This window comes from Halomonas faecis (assembly GCF_010993975.1).
GTDB lineage: Bacteria > Pseudomonadota > Gammaproteobacteria > Pseudomonadales > Halomonadaceae > Halomonas > Halomonas faecis.
This window is the reverse complement of the sequence record NZ_JAACZO010000011.1, coordinates 320,425-338,230: the sequence shown is the minus strand read 5'-3', so window position 1 is coordinate 338,230 and position 17,806 is coordinate 320,425. Positions and strand designations below refer to the sequence as shown.

The window sequence follows — 17,806 nt, the reverse complement described above, 5'->3', positions numbered from 1 at the left end:
CAGCGCCCTCGCGCAGACTTGTCGCCGGAGAAGCTCATCGGATCCGGAGTGAAAGTCTCTCCAAGGGAGAACCACCATGCTTCATATCTACTGCCCCTACTGCGGCGAGACCCGCGAGGAAGAGGAATTCCACCCCAAGGGCCAGGCGCACATCGCTCGCCCGGCGGACCCCGAAGCGTGCTCGGATGAAGAGTGGGGCGACTATTTGTTCTTCCGCGACAATCCCCGCGGCATCCACCACGAACTGTGGGTGCACGCCGTGGGCTGCCGCAAGTTCTTCAACGTCACCCGCCACACCGTGACCTACGAGATCCTCGAGACCTACAAGATGGGCGAACGGCCGTCGGTCACCGCCGAGGCCCCCGAAGGCCGGCCGGCCGACGCCTCCGCCCAACAGGCATCGCTTTGTGATGGAGTCCGCGCATGAGCCAGCTCAATCGCCTCACCCAGGGCGGTCGCATCGACCGTACCCGCAAGCTGAGCTTCACCTTCAACGGCAAGGCCCATGAGGGGCATGCCGGAGATACCCTGGCCTCGGCGCTGCTCGCCAACGGCGTCGACATCGTCAATCGCAGCTTCAAGTACTCGCGGCCGCGCGGCATCGTCGCCGCCGGCGCCGAGGAGCCCAACGCGGTGGTCCAGCTCGGCACCACCGAGGCGGCCCAGGTGCCCAACGTGCGCGCGACCCAGCAGACGCTTTACGATGGCCTCGAGGCATGCAGCACCAACGGCTGGCCCAACGTCCAGCGCGACCTGATGAGCCTGGTCGGCAAGCTGGGTGGCCAGTTCATGCCGCCGGGCTTCTACTACAAGACCTTCATGGCTCCGGCCTCGCTGTGGATGACCTACGAGAAGGTCATCCGCAAAGGGGCGGGCCTGGGGCGCAGCCCCATGGAGCAAGATCCGGACGGCTATGACCACCTCAACCAGCACTGCGACCTGCTGGTGATCGGCGGCGGTCCGGCCGGTTTGGCGGCGGCGCTCACCGCGGCGCGAGCCGGTGCCCGGGTGATCCTGTGTGACGAGCAGGAGGAACTGGGCGGTTCGCTGCTCGACACCCGCGAGTTGCTCGATGACCGGCCCGCCGCCCAGTGGGCCGAGCAGGTGATCGCCGAACTCACCGAGTGCGACAACGTCACATTGCTGGCCCGCACCACCGCCAACGGCTATCACGATCATCACTTCGTGACCCTGCACGAGCGGCGTACCGAGCATCTCGGCGAGACGGCACCCACCGTGGACGGTCATCGCCCCTCGCGCTCGCGCATGCACCGCGTGCGTGCCGGCCAGGTGCTGCTGGCTACCGGTGCCCACGAGCGACCGCTGGTCTACGCGGGCAACGACGTGCCGGGCAACCTGGTGGCCGGGGCGGTTTCCATATACATCCGCCGCTACGGGGTGGTGCCGGGCAACGAGCTGGTGCTTTCCACCAGCAACGACCACGCCTACCGTGCCGCTCTGGATTGGCTCGAGGCCGGCCGCGAGGTCGTGGCCATCGTCGATGCGCGCCGCAATCCGGACGGTGAGCTGGTCGAGCAGGCTCGTGCCCGCGGCATTCGCATCATCGAAGGCGCGGCGGTGCTCGAGGCCAAGGGAGACAAGCGCGTCAGCGGCGCCCGTGTTGCCACCATCGATGCCGAAGCTTTCAGGGTCACCGGTCAGGCCGAGACCCTGGCCTGCGATACCATCGCCAGCTCCGGCGGCTACAGTCCGGTGATCCATCTGGCTTCCCACACCGGCGCCCGGCCGACCTGGAACGACGAGATTCTCGGTTTCGTGCCCGGCCTGGTGAAGGGCGTGCACGCTGCCGGCAGCGCCCGCGGCGTGCATGACCTGGCCGAGGGCATGGCCGATGGCATGGCCAAGGCGTGCGAGGCGCTGACAGCGCTGGGCAGGTGCGCCGACACCATCGAGCTGCCCCGGGCCGACGCCATCCGCGAAGGCAAGGCCTGCGCGCTCTACCAGGTGCCCCACGAGAAGCCGACCCTGCGCGGGCCCAAGCAGTTCGTCGACCTGCAGAACGACGTGACCGCGGCGGCCATCGAACTCGCCACCCGCGAGGGCTTCGAATCCATCGAGCACGTCAAGCGCTACACCGCCATGGGCTTCGGCACCGACCAGGGCAAGCTCGGCAACATCAACGGCATGGCCATCGCCGCGCGCTGCCTGGGCAAGACGATCCCCGAGGTGGGCACCACGGTGTTCCGCCCCAACTACACCCCGGTCACCTTCGGCGCCATCGTCGGTCGCCACTGCCGCGAGCTGTTCGATCCCGAACGTTACACTGCGATGCACCAGTGGCACGTGGAGCACGGCGCTGAGTTCGAGGACGTGGGCCAGTGGAAGCGCCCCTGGTATTTTCCCAAAGCCCGCGCCAGCGCCGTCAGCGGCGAACGCGAGAGCATGGAGGAAGCGGTGGCCCGCGAGTGTCGGGCGGTGCGCGAGAAGGTCGGCATCCTCGACGCCTCGACGCTCGGCAAGATCGACATCCAGGGCCCCGACGCCCGGGAGTTCCTGGGGCGGGTCTACACCAACAAGTGGGCCAAGTTGGCCCCCGGCCGCGTCCGCTACGGTCTGATGTGCAAGGACGACGGCATGGTGTTCGACGACGGCACCACCAGTTGCCTGGGCGAGAACCACTTTCTGATGACCACCACCACCGGCGGCGCGGCCACGGTGCTGGAGTGGCTGGAGCTGTGGCACCAGACCGAGTGGCCGGAGCTGGAGGTCACCTTCAACTCGGTGACCGACCATTGGGCGACCATGACCATCACCGGGCCGGAGGCGCGCAAGCTGCTGGCCGAAATAACGGACATGGACCTGGATCGCGAGTCCTTCAAGTTCATGGATTGGCGCGAGGGCGTCGTCGCCGGGGTGCCGGCGCGGGTGTTCCGCATCTCCTTCACCGGCGAGCTGGCCTTCGAGATCAATGTCCAGGCCAACTATGCCCTGCACGTCTGGGAGACGCTGTTCGCCCATGGCGACAAGTACGGCCTGACGCCCTACGGAACGGAGACGATGCACGTCTTGAGGGCGGAAAAGGGGTTCATCATCGCCGGACAGGATACCGATGGCTCGGTGACCCCGGAGGACCTGGGCATGCAGTGGGCGATCGGCTACGACAAGCCGTTCTCCTGGATCGGCAAGCGTGCCCTGTCACGCCCTGACACCGCGCGCAGCGACCGCAAGCAGTTGGTGGGCCTCCGGCCGAAGGATCCCCTGGTGGTGCTGGAGGAGGGGGCCCAGATCGTCTTCGACCCCCACCATGCCATCCCCATGCCCATGGTGGGGCACGTGACTTCCAGCTACTACAGCCCGACTCTGGACAGCGGCTTCGCTCTGGCCGTGGTCAAGGGCGGTCAGCAGAAGATGGGCGAGACCGTCTATCTGCCCATGGCCGACGGCCAGGTCCATGAGGCCGAAATCGTCAGCCCGATCTTCGTCGACCCCAAGGGAGAGCGCCAGAATGTCTAATACCGCTGCCGAGAAGGTCAGAACCTTCGATACCCGCACCCAAGCCAAGATTCCGGTGGAATCGCCGCTGGCCTACTCCTATCGCCGCTCGGGGGCGCCGGCGCCCACCGCCAAGAGCCGGGTGGTGCTGCGCGAGCGGCCCTTCCTTGGCCACCTGGTGCTGCGCGGCGGGGCCATCGTCCTCGACGAGGCGGTCCGCGAGGTGCTCGGCATCCCGCTGCCCGGCGAGCCCCAGGGCCTGGTCCATGACGCCGATGGCCAGCGCTCCATCCAGTGGATCTCCCCGGACGAGTGGTTGGTCATCGTGCCCGGGGGCGAGGAGTTCGCGCTGGAGAACCGCCTGCGTGAGTCCTTGGGCGGCGCCCACTTCGCCATCAGCAACGTCAGCGGCGGCCAGACTCTGGTCGAGCTGACGGGCGAGGCAGCTCGCGAGCTGCTGATGAAGTCGGTGATCTACGATGTGCATCCCAGCCACTTCCCGGTGGGCAAGGGCGTCACCACCGTCTTCGCCAAGGCCACGGTGATTCTGCGCCGTCCCGACGAGCAGCGTTGGGAACTGGTGGTCCGTCGTAGTTTCGCCGACTACACCTATCGTTGGCTGCTGGATGCCGGCGAGGAGTACGGCATCGGCGTCGAGCGCTGATCCGAGGGCTTTCCAGGCCGGGGTTTGCTCCCGGCCTGCTTCATCAGGAGACTCGCCATGAGCCGTAGTGCCGATACCTGGATTCTCACCGCCCAGTGCCCGAGCCGCCTGGGCACCGTCGACGTGGTCACTCGATTCCTGAAGGAAAGGCGCTGTTACATCACCGAGCAGCACTCCTTCGACGATCGCCACGGCGAGCGCTTCTTCATCCGCACCGAGTTCCGGCCTCAGGACTCCGACTTCGATGCGCAGGCCTTCCAGGCTGCCTTCGCACCCCGGGCGGACGAGTTCGAGATGGCCTTCGAGCTCACCGCCCCGGAGGCGCGCACGCCGGTGGTGATCATGGTCTCCAAGGCCGATCACTGCCTCAACGACCTGCTGTATCGTTACCGCACCGGTCAGTTGCCCATCGACATCCGGGCCGTGGTCTCCAACCACCCGGATCTGCAGTCACTGGCCCACTGGCATGGCTTGCCCTATTACCATTTTCCGATCACGCCCGAGACCAAGGCCGAGCAGGAGGCCCAGGTCTGGCAGGTGATCGAGGAAACCGGCGCGGAGCTGGTGATCCTGGCTCGCTACATGCAAGTGCTGTCCAGCGAGATGTGCGAGCGGCTCGCCGGCCGAGCGATCAACATCCACCACTCCCTGCTGCCGGGTTTCAAGGGTGCCAAGCCCTACCATCAGGCCTACGAGAAGGGCGTCAAGCTGGTCGGCGCTACCGCTCACTACATCAATGACGATCTCGACGAGGGGCCGATCATCACCCAGGGCGTTGAGCCGGTCAGCCATGCCGACTACCCGGAAGACCTGGTGGCCAAGGGGCGCGACGTGGAATGTCTGACCCTGGCCAGAGCCGTGGCTTACCACCTCGAGCGGCGGGTATTCCTGCACGCCAGACGCACGGTGGTGTTCGCCAAGTAACTGAGAGATTGCCTGCGCTCGACCATCCGGCGTTCGGTGCGGAGTGCGCCATCGGTCTCTCGGTGTCCTCGTCGGTTGCGTGGCATCGGGGCGATGGCGCTCTGTCGTCTTGTTGACCGCACTCAAAAAAGAGCCGTTTGCCCATGCAAATGAGAGAGTTTCAATTGTCGATATAAGTGAGAACGCTTATCATATCTCTGGTCCCATCCCGTTCCATTCAATCCTGCCAGAGATAGACATATGCATCCGTCACCCCATTCTGTTGCCATGCAGCCGCTTACCGTTGCCGTCCGTCGCGCGATCAGCGTGTCGATCTCGGGCATCCTGCTCTCGGTTCCCCTGATCGCTCAGGCTCAGGAGGAGGCCATGGAAACCGATACGGAAACCATGGTGGTGGTCGGCACCGCGTTGAAGGTGGCGTCTCCGCTGGTCGAGACGCCACGCCCGGTCTCCATCGTCGAGCGTGAGGAGCTCGATAAGCGCAATGTCCAACAGCTCGACGAGACCTTCCGCTATCGCTCCGGCGTCCTCTCCGGCCACTACGGAGCGGATAACAACACCGACTGGTTCAAGGTCAGGGGCTTCGACCAGGCCACCTATCTGGACGGTCTGCGCGTCTATCGCGCGGGATATTTTCAGTGGCTACCCGAGCCCTATGGTCTGGGGCGGGTGGAAGTCTTCAAGGGGCCGTCGTCTATCCTCTATGGCGAGGCGCCGTCCGGTGGCTTGATCAATGCCGTCAGCAAACGGCCCACGGGCGAGCCGCAGGGCGAGATCGAGATACAGGCTGGCAATCGCAATCACCGTCAGTTCGCCTTCGATACCTCGGGGCCCGCCACCGAAGAGGGCGACGTACGCTACCGCCTGGTAGGCCTGTACAAGGAACGTGACGGCGACCTGGACGATACCGATAACGAACGTTTCTACCTGGCGCCCAGTCTCGAATGGGATATCTCCGACGATACCCAGTTGACCGTGCTGGCCAGCTTCCAGAAGGACGACGGCGTTCCCGTCAATCCCTTCAAACTGGCCTACGGTACCGTCCAGGATACGCCATTCGGCAAGGTGGATCCGCAGACCAACTATGGCGCTCCCGACTACGACAAGGACGAGCATACCCAATCGGCCATCGGTTACGAATTCGAGCATCAGTTTGATGATACCTGGCGTTTCGAGCAGGACTTCCGTTACAGCCATCTCGATCTGGATTTGCGCAGTTCTTATATGATGATGGGGACCGGCGACGGACAGACGGCGAATCGCGGTCACCTTCAGCGTGATGGCGAAATCGACAGCTTTACCGTCGACAACCGCATGGTCGGCAAGTGGTATACCGAACGTATGGAGAATACGCTGTTGCTTGGGGTGGACTACCAGGATCTCAGCCTCGACGGAAAGGAATTTGACAGTTTTTTCTATGATGTCGTCGATATCTTCGATCCTCAGGGAGATATCGCCCCGGTACCTGACGATCAGTTGACGCGTCGTCAGATCGACAAGGAACAATTGGGGCTCTATCTACAGGACCAGCTTCGCATCGACGATCGCTGGGTATTGCTGGGGGCCGTTCGCTACGATAACGCCGATGTACGCAACGAATCCGAGCGCGATAACAAGACCGTGGATGAAACCCAGACCGCGACTACCTGGTCCGGCGGCGTCATGTACCTCGGCGACAACGGTCTGAACCCCTACCTCAGCTACACCGAATCCTTCCGCCCGATTGCGGAAACCGATATTACCGGTGCTGGCTTCGATCAGATAGAAGGCGAACAATGGGAGTTCGGTGTCAAGTACGCACCGTTCGACTGGGATGGCTATGTATCGGCGGCGCTCTTCGATATCGAAGAATCGAACTCCTTTGCAACAACGGCTGGTGGCTACCAAAAGCAGGAAGGCGAGACGACTTCCAGCGGATTCGAGCTCGAGGGGGTGGGCTATCTCACTGACGCGCTCAAGCTGACGGCGGCTTACACCTACACGGATGCACGCGACAAGGATGACAATCGTAAGGCGTTGATCCCTCGCCATATGGCGTCCGCCTGGCTGAACTACGATTTCGCGGGAACGGCGCTGAATGGCTTGAACGTTGGCGCGGGGGTTCGCCATGCCGGGGAATCAGTGGATGGAGGCATCACCATACCCGATTACACGGTCGGTGACGCCATGGCCAGCTATGACTTCAACCGTCACTGGACCGCCCAGGTCAACGTGAACAACGTCACCGATGAAGAGTATGTCGCCAGCTGTGACTTCTGGTGCTACTACGGCGAATCCCGCAGTGTGATCGGTAGCCTGAGCTATCGCTGGTAGGTTGCCATCCGAACGGCCCAGTCCCGCGCCCGGCCTCTGGCCGGGCGCAGCGCTCGTTACAGCGCTTTGAGGTCAAGGGCCTCGTAAAATCATGTCCGAGACAGAGCCGTCGCCGTCTGGGGAGTGGGAGTGCTTGCCAATGGCGATGCAGACGAGTGGGAGATTGCCGGTACGCAAACCAGACGCTGGGTGTGGGGGTCGCGAATCACGTGGGCATCGAGGTCGAAAACCTGCTTGAGCCTGGCGGCAGTGAAAACCGCTTCGGGGCTGCCTCCATCCATGATGCGTCCATCGCGCATCATCACCAGCTCGTCGGCATAGGCTGCGGCCAGGTTCAGGTCGTGTAATACGACCAGCAGCGTGCGGCCCTGGTCGTGGGCCAGGTGTGCCAGCAGTTCGAGCAGATCGACCTGAACTTTCAGGTCGAGGAAGGTGGTCGGTTCGTCGAGCAGCAAGAGTTCGGTTTCCTGAGCCAGCACCATGGCGATCCAGCAGCGCTGACGCTGGCCGCCGGAGAGGGAGTCCACGGGTCGCGAGGCGAACTCCGTGACCCGTGCGATGGACATGGCGTCGTTCACCGCTCGCTCGTCTTCGCGCGACCATTGACGCCACAGTCGCTGGTGGGGAAAGCGCCCCATGCCGACCAGTTCGCGTACCGTCAGCCCCTCGGGAGCGGTGGGGCTCTGCGGCAGTATGCCGAGCTTGCGAGCGACGTCGCGGGTGGGCGTGCGGTGGAGGTCCTTGCCGTCGAGCAGTACCTGACCGCGCTGCGGACCGAGCGTGCGTGCCAGCGTCTTGAGCAGGGTCGACTTGCCGCTGCCGTTGGGGCCGAGCAGGATCGTCAGACGTCCCTCGGCAACCTGGAAGTCCACTTCGTCGAGAACGCGGCGACTCTCGTAGCCGACACAGAGGCGCTCTCCCCGCAGTCGGTGGGAGGTCATGCTGACTGTCACCTCAAAAAGTGAGAATCATTTGTATCAGAGCGCGGGAGTGTGGCATCGTCTGCGCCCCTCTGTCCAATAGCGTGTTGCAGGAAGCGATCATGAGCCGTTCGATCCCCGTCGCCCTTTGGGTCATTGCCTGTTTGCTCGCGCTTTCCGGTCTGCCACGGGAGGCCCGGGCCGAGTCCGGGCGGACGGTCGAGCACGCTTTCGGCGAGAGCCGGATCGTGGGCAGCCCGCAGCGCATCGTGACGCTCTATCAGGGAGCCACGGACAGCGCACTGGCGCTGGGGCTGGAGCCGGTGGGGGTGGTGGAATCCTGGCTCGAGCGCCCCATGTACCGATACCTGCGCGATAGCCTGCCCGAAGACGTGCGCTATCTTGGCCTGGAGACCCAGCCGGATCTGGAGGCGATCGCGGAGCTGGCTCCCGACCTGATCGTCGGTGCGCGTTACCGCCAGGCGAGTGTCTACCCGCTGTTGTCGCGCATCGCACCCACGGTGATCGCCGATACCGCCTACGAATTCGAGGCCATGCTCGAACTCCTCGGGAAGGCGACCGGTCGCCGGATGAAGGCGCGGGCGCTGCTCGATGCATGGCACCAGCGTGTCGCCGACTTCCGCTGCCGGGCCGCAGCGGCACTGGGCGATGCCTGGCCGCAGGAGGTCTCGGTGGTCAGCTTTCGGGGCGATCATGTGCGTCTCTACTACGACGGTTTTGCCTGGCGCGTTCTCGAACAGCTCGGTTTTCGCCGGCCCGAGGGGCAAACGGGAGCCGGCTGGGGGATCAAACTGGTCAGTCGCGAGAGTCTGCCAGCCATGGACGCCGATGCCATCTTCGTCTTCATGCGTGACGATCCGGCCGTGGCCGAGCAGCATCGAGCCTGGACCGCCCACCCGTTATGGCAGAACCTCGAGGCGGTGAAACGCGATCGAGTCCATGACGTCGACCCGGTGATCTGGAGCATGGGGGCCGGCATTCTGGCCGCCAACCGCTTGCTCGACGAGCTCTACGCACACTATGGCTTGGTGCCAGGCCGTTCGAAGAGCGGTGGCCAGAAGGAAGGGAAGGGCGAGTCATGCTGAAGGTGCCCTCGGCTCGGCTTGTCGGCCTGCTGTTGGGGGTGGCATTGGCCGTCGCCGCGGCGTTTGCCAGCCTTGTGTTTGGCGCTACCGAGATTGCGCCGACGACTCTGATGGACGCCTTGTTTCGGCCCGACCCGGAGTCCGTGGAACACCTCATCCTGCGCACCGAGCGTCTTCCCAGAGCGGCCATCGCCGCCCTGGTAGGTGCCAGCCTGGCGGTCGCGGGCGCCCTGATGCAGACTCTGACCCGTAACGCCCTGGCCGCGCCGAGCGTGCTCGGTATCAATGCCGGGGCGATGTGCTTCGTGGTGGTGGCGAGTGCCATCTTCGCCCTGCGTTCGCCGCTGGCGCTGGTGTGGGTGGCCTTTCTTGGTGCCCTGGTGGCAGCACTGCTGGTCGCCTCGTTGGGGCGTGAGCGGAGTGGCGGTCTTTCCCCGGTGCGGTTGGTGTTGGCGGGAGTGGCGGTCACCGCGCTTTTCGTGTCTTTGGCCCAGGGGCTGTTGATCGTCGACCAGGCGCGCTTCGAGAGCCTGCTGTTGTGGCTGGCCGGGTCGGTGGCCGGGCGCGGCCTCGAGGTCATGACGCCGCTGTTGCCGTTCTTCGTCGCTGCCGCGTTGCTCTGCCCGTTGTTGGTTCGCCAGCTCAACCTGCTGGCGTTGGACGATGACGTGGTCAAGGGCCTCGGGCAGCGTACCGGCCGGGTCAAGTTGCTGGCCGGAGCCGTGATCATCGTGCTGGCCGGAGGCGCGGTGGCGATGGCCGGCATGATCGGTTTCGTGGGCCTGATCGTGCCGCACATGGTGCGTGCCCTGTACGGTCGGGATCATCGCTGGTTATTGCCTGGCTGCGCTCTGCTGGGGGCCACGCTGTTGTTGGTCGCCGACACCCTGGCACGCTTTCTGATGCCTCCTCAGGAGGTGCCGGTAGGCGTGATGACGGCGCTGCTGGGCACGCCCTTTTTCCTCTATCTGGCCTGCCGACGGAGTCTGACCCCATGAGTTCGACATGGCTTCTGCGCGTTGCCGATGGGCGGTTTTCGCTACGTTTCGAGCGCCGAACCCTGGCGGTGACGCTGCTGCTGGTCTTGGCGCTCGTCATCAGCGCCCTGGCGTCGCTGAGCCTGGGCAGTCGGGCCACGCCGCTGGCCCAGGTGCTGGAGGCGCTGCTGTTTCCTGCACGCAGTGACATCGTGCTGATCGTGCACGAGATTCGCCTGCCGCGGGTGCTCTTGGCGATTCTGGTCGGCGGCTGTCTGGGGGTCGCCGGGCTGCTGCTGCAGGGGCTGGTGCGCAATCCGCTCGCGTCGCCGGACGTGATCGGCATCACCGGCGGTGCGTCGCTCGCGGCGGTGAGCTTCCTGGCGCTGGGTGGTGCGGCGCTCGGCGAGGCCTGGCTGCCACTGGCGGCACTGACCGGCGCACTGCTGGTAGCGCTGGGAATTCTCGCTCTGGCTGGGCATGGTGTGACGCCGGCAAGGCTGGTGCTGATCGGCATTGGTATCGCTGCTGCTCTGGGGGCGGCGACCACGCTGGTGCTGGTGCTCGCTGCCGATACCACGGCGATGCAGGCTTACGTGTGGCTGACCGGCAGTCTCTATGCCGCCCAGTGGCGAGAGGTGGCGTGGCTGGCACCCTGGGCGCTGCTAGGGCTGCCACTGGCGTTGGGGATGGCGCGAAGACTCGATGCTCTGGCACTCGGGGACGACATGGCCACGGGGTTGGGAACGGCCGTGTCGGGTACGCGGCTCTCCTTGCTGCTGCTGGCCGTGGCCCTCTCCGGCGCGGCGGTGGCCTTTGCCGGCGGGTTGAGTTTCATCGGTTTGCTCGCTCCGCACATCGCGCGTCGCCTGGTGGCGCGCGGCCATACCGCCCTGGTGCCGACGACCGCCCTGATCGGCGCTCTGATCCTGCTCTATGCCGACCTGCTGGGGCGACTCGCCTTCTTGCCACGCGACCTGCCGGCGGGGATCTTCGTTGCCGGGATCGGGGCGCCGTTTTTCGTCTACTTGCTCTACCGCTGGCGCTGAGGCATGAAAAAGGCGGCGCCGTAGCGCCGCCATACGGTGAGCGAGACTCCAACCGAAGCGGTGATCAGAAATCGAGCTGGTAGCCGAGGGTCAGCGTTCGTCCGCGCCCCTTGAAGTAGTACTCGTCACTGTTCCGTGCCGCCTGGGAGTAATAGGTGAAGTAATCTTCGTCTGTCAGGTTCTCGATGCCGAATGACATCCGGCCCCAGGGCAGATGGTAGGTCAGGGAGGCATCGACCAGTCCATGACCGTCGAATTCGAGCTCGGGATCGTCGACGCTTCGCTCGAAATAGTGGCTGTATTGCAGATGAGATGAGAGCTTTTCGCCCCAGGCTGCACTCCATGCCAGTTTGAGAGTGTCGGGAGCGATGTTCATGCCGGTCAGTTCGGTGTCGACGCTACCATCGCCATCGGTATCCGATTCGCCCTCGGCGTGGGTATAGGTGAGCCGCAGTTGGTGGGCCTCGTTCAACCGGGCTTCGCCGGTGACCTCGAAACCCTGGATCTCGGTTTTCTCGCGGTTGCCGACCCAGGTGCCGTTTTCGAAGGCGAGACGCTCGCCGTAGTCCGAGTTCGACTCGTAATAGCTCAGCTTGAGGCCATAGCGCTTCCAGTCGAAGCGTGCGCCGATCTCGCGGTTGTCGGTCACGATCGGCTGCAATTGGAGCAGGGAGTCGATGTCCTGTCCGGGGGAGCTGATGCCGCGCAGTACCCGGCCCACGTCGGGCATGCCGAAGCCTTCCGAGTAGTTGGCGTAGAGCTGGGCCCAGCCGGTCGCCTGGTAGACGATACCGGCGTTGAACAGGGTCTCGTCGAAGTCGGGGCTACCGCCGTCCACGGAGACGAGATCGTTTTCGACGGTCGTGCTGCGATCCACGGTCGAGAAGTCGTCGACGTTCAGCTCGGCCTGCTCATGGCGGACCCCGGCGTGCAGGGTCAAGGCGTCGGTGGCAGCGATGTCGCCCTGTAGAAAGGTCGCCACGTTGCGGAAGCGGGTTTCCGGCACGTAGGTTCGTCCAGTGTGGACGAGCATCTGGCGGGTATCGTCCTGCAGCAGGTCGAGACCGGTGGTCAGGGTCAGGCGGTCGTTCAGCAGTCCATCTCGGGACAGGGTCAACTTGGCACCGAGCTTGTCGGACTCGTTGCGTGTCTGGTCGTAGAGCGTGTTGCCGGCACTATCCTGGTAGGGGAATGAACCATAGGGCGTGGTGGCAAATTGGGCGCGAAAACGCTGGCCGTAGAGCTGGGCGTCCAGCTCATTGCCCAGCCAGTCATCGTGGGAGTAGGAGAGTCTGGCGGTGGTCACTTCGTTGTATCCCGGGTCGCCATCCGGGTCGCCCTTGCGTGCGGTGGTGGCAATACCGGCGTCGCGGTCGCCGAGCACGGGAACGTAGTCGCCGTCGCTCTCCAGGTCGAAGCGGTTGACCGATATCTCGACATTCTGATCGTCGTCGATCCAGTAGCCTGCCTTGGCCAGCAGGTCGTAGCTGGTGGAGTTCTGGATCTCGCCGGGATAGGCGATACCGACGATCTCATCGTTGCCGTCGTAGAAGACGCCGCGTTTCTGGCGGCTGGCGGCCAGCACATAGTCCCAGTCGCCGGTCTGGCCGCTGAGGTGGTAGTCCAGCTTGTGGCCGAAGCCTTCCGACTCGAAGTCGTCGTCGCTGGTCAGACTGACGCCGGCATTCTGGTGCACGCCGGCGCCATCGGGTCGTTTGGTCACGTAGTTGATGATGCCGCCGGTGGCGCCCAGGCCGTGCTCGGCGCTGGCGCCATGGATCACCTCGATGCGCTCGACCATGGAGAGGTCGATGGTGTAGCTGTCGCGACTGCTGTCGCGCAGGGGATTGGACTGAGGGACGCCATCGACCAGGAATAGCGGTTTACGCCCGCGGAAAGTCTCGCCGGCATTGGAAAGCTTCTGGCGGCTGGGCGAGTAGGAAGGGATCAGGTTGCTGAGCACCTGGCCGGGGTCTTGGGTGATCGCCAACTGCTGCTCGATCTGCTCGCGCGTGATGACGGTGACCTTCTGCGGGGTCTCGCCTTCGTTGCTCCGATTGCGAGTTGCGGTGATCACCAGCGGAGAGAGGTCGTCGGAGGCTGCCGGTCCTTCGTTGTCGGTCTGGGCGAGGGCCAGGGTGGGCAGCGTGGAGCAGAACAGAAGGGGCAGGCACTTGACGACCGGGTTCTGTCGGTAGGGCATTGAATGCGATTCCCTTGGATGCATGGGCACCGGTGCTTGGCCGGACGCCGCGGGGATTGGTTGTGGGATGCGCAATTAATGATAAGGATTCGCATTATACTTTTCAAGCGTGGCGTTGGCAACGTCTGGCAAGGCTCGCCGGTTCCGTGCGACAGCGGCCAGTGCCCGGCCGGTACGCCAATGCGTATCGATGATCTTCATGGTGACTTCGCGTTTTCTCCTTGACAGGACCATATGTGGGTATCTTACCCTATTACGACACAATATATGGTGTGCATTGGCTGTTGTGCGTCATGCCCGCCTTGCAGGAAAAGGACGAAAGTGATGGAGGAGAGAGCGATGGAAGTTCATGTCTACAGCCGTCCGGCCTGTGTGCAATGTTCTGCGACTTACCGGGCGCTGGATCGCCAGGGGCTCGTTTACCGTGTCCTGGATATCGATGACGACCCTGCGGCACGTCGTACCGTGGAGGAACTGGGCTACCGGCAATTGCCGGTGGTGGTTGCTGGCGAGGAGCACTGGTCGGGCTTTCGCCCGGATCGCATCCAGGAGTTGGCGTGACGCTCGCGATGCCGCTGGAACACCCGACCGAGCATGGCGAATTGGTCTACTTCTCGACCCGATCGGGCAATACCCGGCGCTTCGTGGAGAAGCTCGAGTTGCCGGCTCGGCGAATTCCGCTGGAGCGCGATGCCGAGCCGCTGCGCGCCAGCCGGCCCTACATCCTGGTGGTACCGACCTATGGCGGTGGCAGCGAAAAGGGGGCGGTGCCAGGGCCGGTCATTCGCTTTCTCAACGACGAGACGAACCGCGCCCTGATCCGTGGGGTGATCGCCGCCGGCAACACCAACTTCGGGGCCGCCTTCGGGCTGGCTGGGCGCATCGTCGCCGACAAGTGCGGCGTGCCTTTTCTGTATCGATTCGAACTGCTGGGCACCGATGACGACGTGGCCCGGGTCCGCAAGGGAGTGACAGAGTTTTGGAAACGACAAGCCTAGCCGAACCGAACCGTGAGATGTCGGCCAAAAGTGCGGGGCGTACGCTGGACTATCACGCCCTCAATGCCATGCTCAATCTGTATGGCCCGAGCGGCGAGCTGCAGCTGGAAAAGGATCGCGAAGCGGCGCGCCAGTACTTCCTGCAGCACGTCAACCAGAACACGGTATTCTTCCACTCGTTGGAAGAGAAGCTCGATTACCTGGTCGAGGAGGATTACTACGAGGCCGAAGTACTGGCCCCATACGATGCCGGATTCATCAAGGCGCTTTTCGAACAGGCCTACGCTTACAAGTTTCGTTTTCCCAGCTTTCTCGGCGCTTTCAAATACTATACGAGCTACACGCTCAAGACCTTCGACGGCAAGCGCTACCTGGAGCGCTACGAAGACCGCGTCTGCATGGTGGCTCTGACCTTGGCATGCGGTAACGAAGCGCTGGCTCGCGCTCTGGTCGACGAGATCGTCAGTGGGCGTTTCCAGCCCGCCACGCCGACCTTTCTCAACTGTGGCAAGCGACAGCGGGGCGAACTGGTGTCGTGCTTTCTGCTGCGCATCGAAGACAACATGGAGTCCATCGGCCGCGCCATCAACTCGGCGCTGCAGCTCTCCAAGCGTGGAGGCGGCGTAGCGCTGCTGCTCAGCAACATCCGCGAGGTAGGGGCGCCGATCAAGCACATCGAGAATCAGTCGTCGGGCATCATCCCGATCATGAAACTGCTCGAGGACGCCTTCTCCTACGCCAACCAGCTGGGCGCGCGCCAGGGCGCCGGCGCCGTTTATCTCAATGCGCACCATCCGGACATCCTGCGCTTCCTCGACACCAAGCGCGAGAATGCCGACGAGAAGATCCGCATCAAGACGCTGTCGCTGGGCGTGACCATTCCCGACATCACCTTCGAGCTGGCCAAGCGCAACGAGGCGATGTACCTGTTTTCGCCCTACGACGTCGAGCGCGTCTACGGCGTGCCGTTCGGCGACATCAGCGTGACCGAGAAGTATCACGAGATGGTGGCCGACGGGCGCATTCGCAAGAGCAAAATCGACGCACGCGCCTTCTTCCAGACCCTGGCCGAGGTGCAGTTCGAGTCCGGCTACCCCTACGTGATGTTCGAGGACAACGTGAATCGCGCCAACCCGATCGCCGGTCGCGTCAACATGAGCAATCTGTGTTCGGAGATTCTGCAGGTCAACACCTCGAGTCGCTACGATGACGACCTGGGCTATCGTGAAATCGGTGAAGACATTTCCTGCAACCTGGGCTCCATGAACATCGCCAAGGTGATGGACTCCGGCGACATCGGCACCAGCGTCGACATCGCGGTGCGCGGCCTCACCGCCGTGGCGGAGATGACCGAGATCCGCTCGGTGCCATCCGTGGCCAATGGCAACGCGCGCTCGCGAGCCATCGGCCTGGGGCAGATGAACCTCCACGGCTTCCTGGCACGCGAGCGCATCCACTATGGATCGGAGGAGGGGTTGGACTTCACCAACTTCTACTTCTACTGCGTGGCCTATCATGCCCTGCGCGCCTCCAACCGGCTGGCCATGGAGCGCGGAGAGAGCTTCGCCGGTTTCGCCGATTCCGACTATGCCAATGGTGCCTTCTTCGACAAGTACACCGAGCGCGCCTGGCAGCCGCGTACCGAGAAGGTTCGGGCGCTGTTCGAGCGATCCGGCATTGCCATTCCCAGCCAGGACGACTGGCGCTCGCTCAAGGCATCGGTGAGGGCTCACGGGCTCTACAACCGCAACCTGCAGGCGGTGCCGCCGACCGGCTCGATCTCCTACATCAACCACTCGACGTCGAGCATTCATCCGGTGGCCGCCAAGATCGAGATCCGCAAGGAAGGCAAGCTGGGGCGCGTCTACTATCCGGCGCCGTTTCTCGACGACGACAACCTCGAGTACTACCGGGATGCCTACGAAATCGGGCCGGAGGCGATCATCGATACCTACGCCGAGGCCTCGCAGCACGTCGACCAGGGACTCTCGCTGACGCTGTTCTTCCCGGACACCGCCACCACGCGCGACATCAACAAGGCGCAGATCTACGCCTGGCGCAAGGGCATCAAGACGCTCTACTACGTACGCCTGCGCCAAAGCGCCCTGGAAGGCACCGAAGTAGAGGGCTGCGTTTCCTGCAGCCTCTAGTGGCATGACCAGCCTGCGGCGAGATGAGGCCTTGCCTCTTCCAACACGAGATTGAGATATGACACACGTAGCACAGGGCACGGCGCCGCGCCTCTCGCGGGTCGATGCCATCAACTGGAACCGCCTCCAGGACGACAAGGACCTGGAGGTGTGGAACCGCCTGACCAGTAACTTCTGGCTGCCGGAGAAGGTGCCGCTGTCCAACGACATCCAGTCGTGGAACACCCTCACGCACCAGGAGCAGCAGCTGACCATCCGCGTCTTCACCGGCCTGACGCTGCTCGACACCATCCAGAGCAGTGTCGGTGCCCCGGCGCTGATGCCCGATGCGCGCACGCCCCACGAAGAGGCGGTCTATGCCAACATCGCCTTCATGGAAGCGGTGCACGCGCGCTCCTACAGCTCGATTTTCTCCACGCTGTGCGCTACCCGTGACGTCGACGACGCCTTCCGCTGGAGCGAGGAGAACCCGACTCTGCAGGCCAAGTCGGAGCTGATCCTGGAGCGCTATCGCGCCGACGACCCGCTGATGCGCAAGGTCGCCAGCGTGTTCCTCGAGTCGTTTTTGTTCTACTCCGGCTTCTATCTGCCGATGTACTGGTCGAGCCATGCCAAGCTGACCAATACCGCCGATCTCATTCGTCTGATCATCCGCGACGAGGCGGTGCACGGCTACTACATTGGCTACAAGTTCCAGCAGGCTCTGGCTGAGGCCTCGGCGGAGCGGCAGGCGGCAGTCAAGGAATACGCCTTCGAATTGCTGCTGGAGCTCTACGACAACGAGGTCAAGTATACTGAGTCGCTCTACGACGACGTGGGGCTGACCGAAGACGTCAAGAAGTTTCTCCACTACAACGCTAACAAGGCGCTGATGAACTTGGGTTTCGAGTCGCTGTTCCCGGCCAGCGTCACGGACGTCGATCCCACCATCATGGCCGCGCTATCGCCGAGTGCCGACGAGAACCACGACTTCTTCTCGGGCTCCGGTTCGTCCTACGTCATCGGGCGTGCGGTAGCCACCGAGGACGAGGATTGGGCGTTCTGACAGC

14 protein-coding genes are annotated in these 17,806 nt (G+C 63.8%); 12 read left to right on the top strand and 2 right to left on the bottom strand.

Going from position 1 to position 17,806, the window contains the following annotated elements; genetic code table 11:
• Positions 1 to 76: 76 nt before the first annotated feature.
• From GFD32_RS07030 to GFD32_RS07010, 5 genes are all read left to right on the top strand, one after another.
• The gene (locus GFD32_RS07030; protein WP_163575843.1) at positions 77 to 427 is read left to right on the top strand and encodes a sarcosine oxidase subunit delta; all 351 of its coding nucleotides are present in this window, start codon (positions 77 to 79) and stop codon (positions 425 to 427) included.
• Entirely contained in the window at positions 424 to 3,474 is a 3,051-nt protein-coding gene (locus GFD32_RS07025) for a sarcosine oxidase subunit alpha family protein (protein ID WP_163575842.1), read from the top strand. The genes GFD32_RS07030 and GFD32_RS07025 overlap by 4 nt, the downstream gene beginning before the upstream one ends.
• Positions 3,467 to 4,117, top strand: coding sequence for a sarcosine oxidase subunit gamma (locus tag GFD32_RS07020; RefSeq protein WP_163575841.1), 651 nt, complete (start codon positions 3,467 to 3,469; stop codon positions 4,115 to 4,117). Before GFD32_RS07025 ends, GFD32_RS07020 begins: the two co-directional genes overlap by 8 nt.
• A gap of 57 nt (positions 4,118 to 4,174) precedes the next feature.
• Positions 4,175 to 5,041 (top strand): formyltetrahydrofolate deformylase, encoded by an 867-nt coding sequence (purU, locus tag GFD32_RS07015; protein WP_163575840.1) that lies wholly within the window; start codon positions 4,175 to 4,177, stop codon positions 5,039 to 5,041.
• 240 nt (positions 5,042 to 5,281) lie between these two features.
• A complete protein-coding gene (locus tag GFD32_RS07010; protein WP_240455564.1) occupies positions 5,282 to 7,354 on the top strand; it encodes a TonB-dependent siderophore receptor in 2,073 nt (690 codons plus the stop codon).
• A gap of 89 nt (positions 7,355 to 7,443) precedes the next feature.
• Here the strand turns inward: GFD32_RS07010 and GFD32_RS07005 are convergent, their stop codons facing one another.
• Positions 7,444 to 8,295: an ABC transporter ATP-binding protein gene (locus tag GFD32_RS07005; RefSeq protein ID WP_163575839.1), complete on the bottom strand. Its 852-nt coding sequence runs from the start codon at positions 8,293 to 8,295 to the stop codon at positions 7,444 to 7,446.
• Positions 8,296 to 8,396: 101 nt separating this feature from the next.
• Between GFD32_RS07005 and GFD32_RS07000 the strand changes: the two genes are divergently transcribed.
• From GFD32_RS07000 to GFD32_RS06990, 3 genes are read left to right on the top strand one after another with little or no spacing between them, the layout of a single operon-like run.
• Positions 8,397 to 9,380: an ABC transporter substrate-binding protein gene (locus tag GFD32_RS07000; protein ID WP_163575838.1), complete on the top strand. Its 984-nt coding sequence runs from the start codon at positions 8,397 to 8,399 to the stop codon at positions 9,378 to 9,380.
• Positions 9,374 to 10,378 carry a FecCD family ABC transporter permease gene (locus GFD32_RS06995; protein ID WP_163575837.1) on the top strand — a complete coding sequence of 335 codons (1,005 nt, stop codon included), beginning with the start codon at positions 9,374 to 9,376 and terminating at the stop codon, positions 10,376 to 10,378. The genes GFD32_RS07000 and GFD32_RS06995 overlap by 7 nt, the downstream gene beginning before the upstream one ends.
• Positions 10,375 to 11,406 carry a FecCD family ABC transporter permease gene (locus GFD32_RS06990; RefSeq protein ID WP_163575836.1) on the top strand — a complete coding sequence of 344 codons (1,032 nt, stop codon included), beginning with the start codon at positions 10,375 to 10,377 and terminating at the stop codon, positions 11,404 to 11,406. Before GFD32_RS06995 ends, GFD32_RS06990 begins: the two co-directional genes overlap by 4 nt.
• A gap of 64 nt (positions 11,407 to 11,470) precedes the next feature.
• Here GFD32_RS06990 and GFD32_RS06985 read toward each other — a convergent pair whose 3' ends face one another.
• Positions 11,471 to 13,609 (bottom strand): TonB-dependent receptor, encoded by a 2,139-nt coding sequence (locus tag GFD32_RS06985; protein WP_163575835.1) that lies wholly within the window; start codon positions 13,607 to 13,609, stop codon positions 11,471 to 11,473.
• 339 nt (positions 13,610 to 13,948) lie between these two features.
• Between GFD32_RS06985 and nrdH the strand changes: the two genes are divergently transcribed.
• From nrdH to nrdF, 4 genes are read left to right on the top strand one after another with little or no spacing between them, the layout of a single operon-like run.
• Positions 13,949 to 14,170 carry a glutaredoxin-like protein NrdH gene (nrdH, locus tag GFD32_RS06980; protein ID WP_089684221.1) on the top strand — a complete coding sequence of 74 codons (222 nt, stop codon included), beginning with the start codon at positions 13,949 to 13,951 and terminating at the stop codon, positions 14,168 to 14,170.
• A gap of 8 nt (positions 14,171 to 14,178) precedes the next feature.
• A complete protein-coding gene (gene nrdI, locus GFD32_RS06975) occupies positions 14,179 to 14,607 on the top strand; it encodes a class Ib ribonucleoside-diphosphate reductase assembly flavoprotein NrdI (protein ID WP_089684671.1) in 429 nt (142 codons plus the stop codon).
• 17 nt (positions 14,608 to 14,624) lie between these two features.
• A complete protein-coding gene (nrdE, locus tag GFD32_RS06970) occupies positions 14,625 to 16,757 on the top strand; it encodes a class 1b ribonucleoside-diphosphate reductase subunit alpha (RefSeq protein ID WP_163575834.1) in 2,133 nt (710 codons plus the stop codon).
• 58 nt (positions 16,758 to 16,815) lie between these two features.
• Positions 16,816 to 17,802, top strand: a complete 987-nt coding sequence (gene nrdF, locus GFD32_RS06965; RefSeq protein WP_163575833.1) for a class 1b ribonucleoside-diphosphate reductase subunit beta — start codon at positions 16,816 to 16,818, stop codon at positions 17,800 to 17,802.
• Positions 17,803 to 17,806: the final 4 nt, after the last annotated feature.

Coding starts and splice junctions, on each gene's coding strand:
- GFD32_RS07000 (WP_163575838.1), top strand. CDS start 8,397: ATGAGCCGTTCGATCCCCGTCGCCCTTTGGGTCATTGCCTGTTTGCTC.
- GFD32_RS07030 (WP_163575843.1), top strand. CDS start 77: ATGCTTCATATCTACTGCCCCTACTGCGGCGAGACCCGCGAGGAAGAG.
- GFD32_RS07010 (WP_240455564.1), top strand. CDS start 5,282: ATGCATCCGTCACCCCATTCTGTTGCCATGCAGCCGCTTACCGTTGCC.
- GFD32_RS06990 (WP_163575836.1), top strand. CDS start 10,375: ATGAGTTCGACATGGCTTCTGCGCGTTGCCGATGGGCGGTTTTCGCTA.
- nrdE (WP_163575834.1), top strand. CDS start 14,625: ATGTCGGCCAAAAGTGCGGGGCGTACGCTGGACTATCACGCCCTCAAT.
- nrdI (WP_089684671.1), top strand. CDS start 14,179: ATGCCGCTGGAACACCCGACCGAGCATGGCGAATTGGTCTACTTCTCG.
- GFD32_RS06985 (WP_163575835.1), bottom strand. CDS start 13,609: ATGCCCTACCGACAGAACCCGGTCGTCAAGTGCCTGCCCCTTCTGTTC.
- GFD32_RS06995 (WP_163575837.1), top strand. CDS start 9,374: ATGCTGAAGGTGCCCTCGGCTCGGCTTGTCGGCCTGCTGTTGGGGGTG.
- purU (WP_163575840.1), top strand. CDS start 4,175: ATGAGCCGTAGTGCCGATACCTGGATTCTCACCGCCCAGTGCCCGAGC.
- GFD32_RS07020 (WP_163575841.1), top strand. CDS start 3,467: ATGTCTAATACCGCTGCCGAGAAGGTCAGAACCTTCGATACCCGCACC.
- GFD32_RS07025 (WP_163575842.1), top strand. CDS start 424: ATGAGCCAGCTCAATCGCCTCACCCAGGGCGGTCGCATCGACCGTACC.
- GFD32_RS07005 (WP_163575839.1), bottom strand. CDS start 8,295: ATGACCTCCCACCGACTGCGGGGAGAGCGCCTCTGTGTCGGCTACGAG.
- nrdF (WP_163575833.1), top strand. CDS start 16,816: ATGACACACGTAGCACAGGGCACGGCGCCGCGCCTCTCGCGGGTCGAT.
- nrdH (WP_089684221.1), top strand. CDS start 13,949: ATGGAAGTTCATGTCTACAGCCGTCCGGCCTGTGTGCAATGTTCTGCG.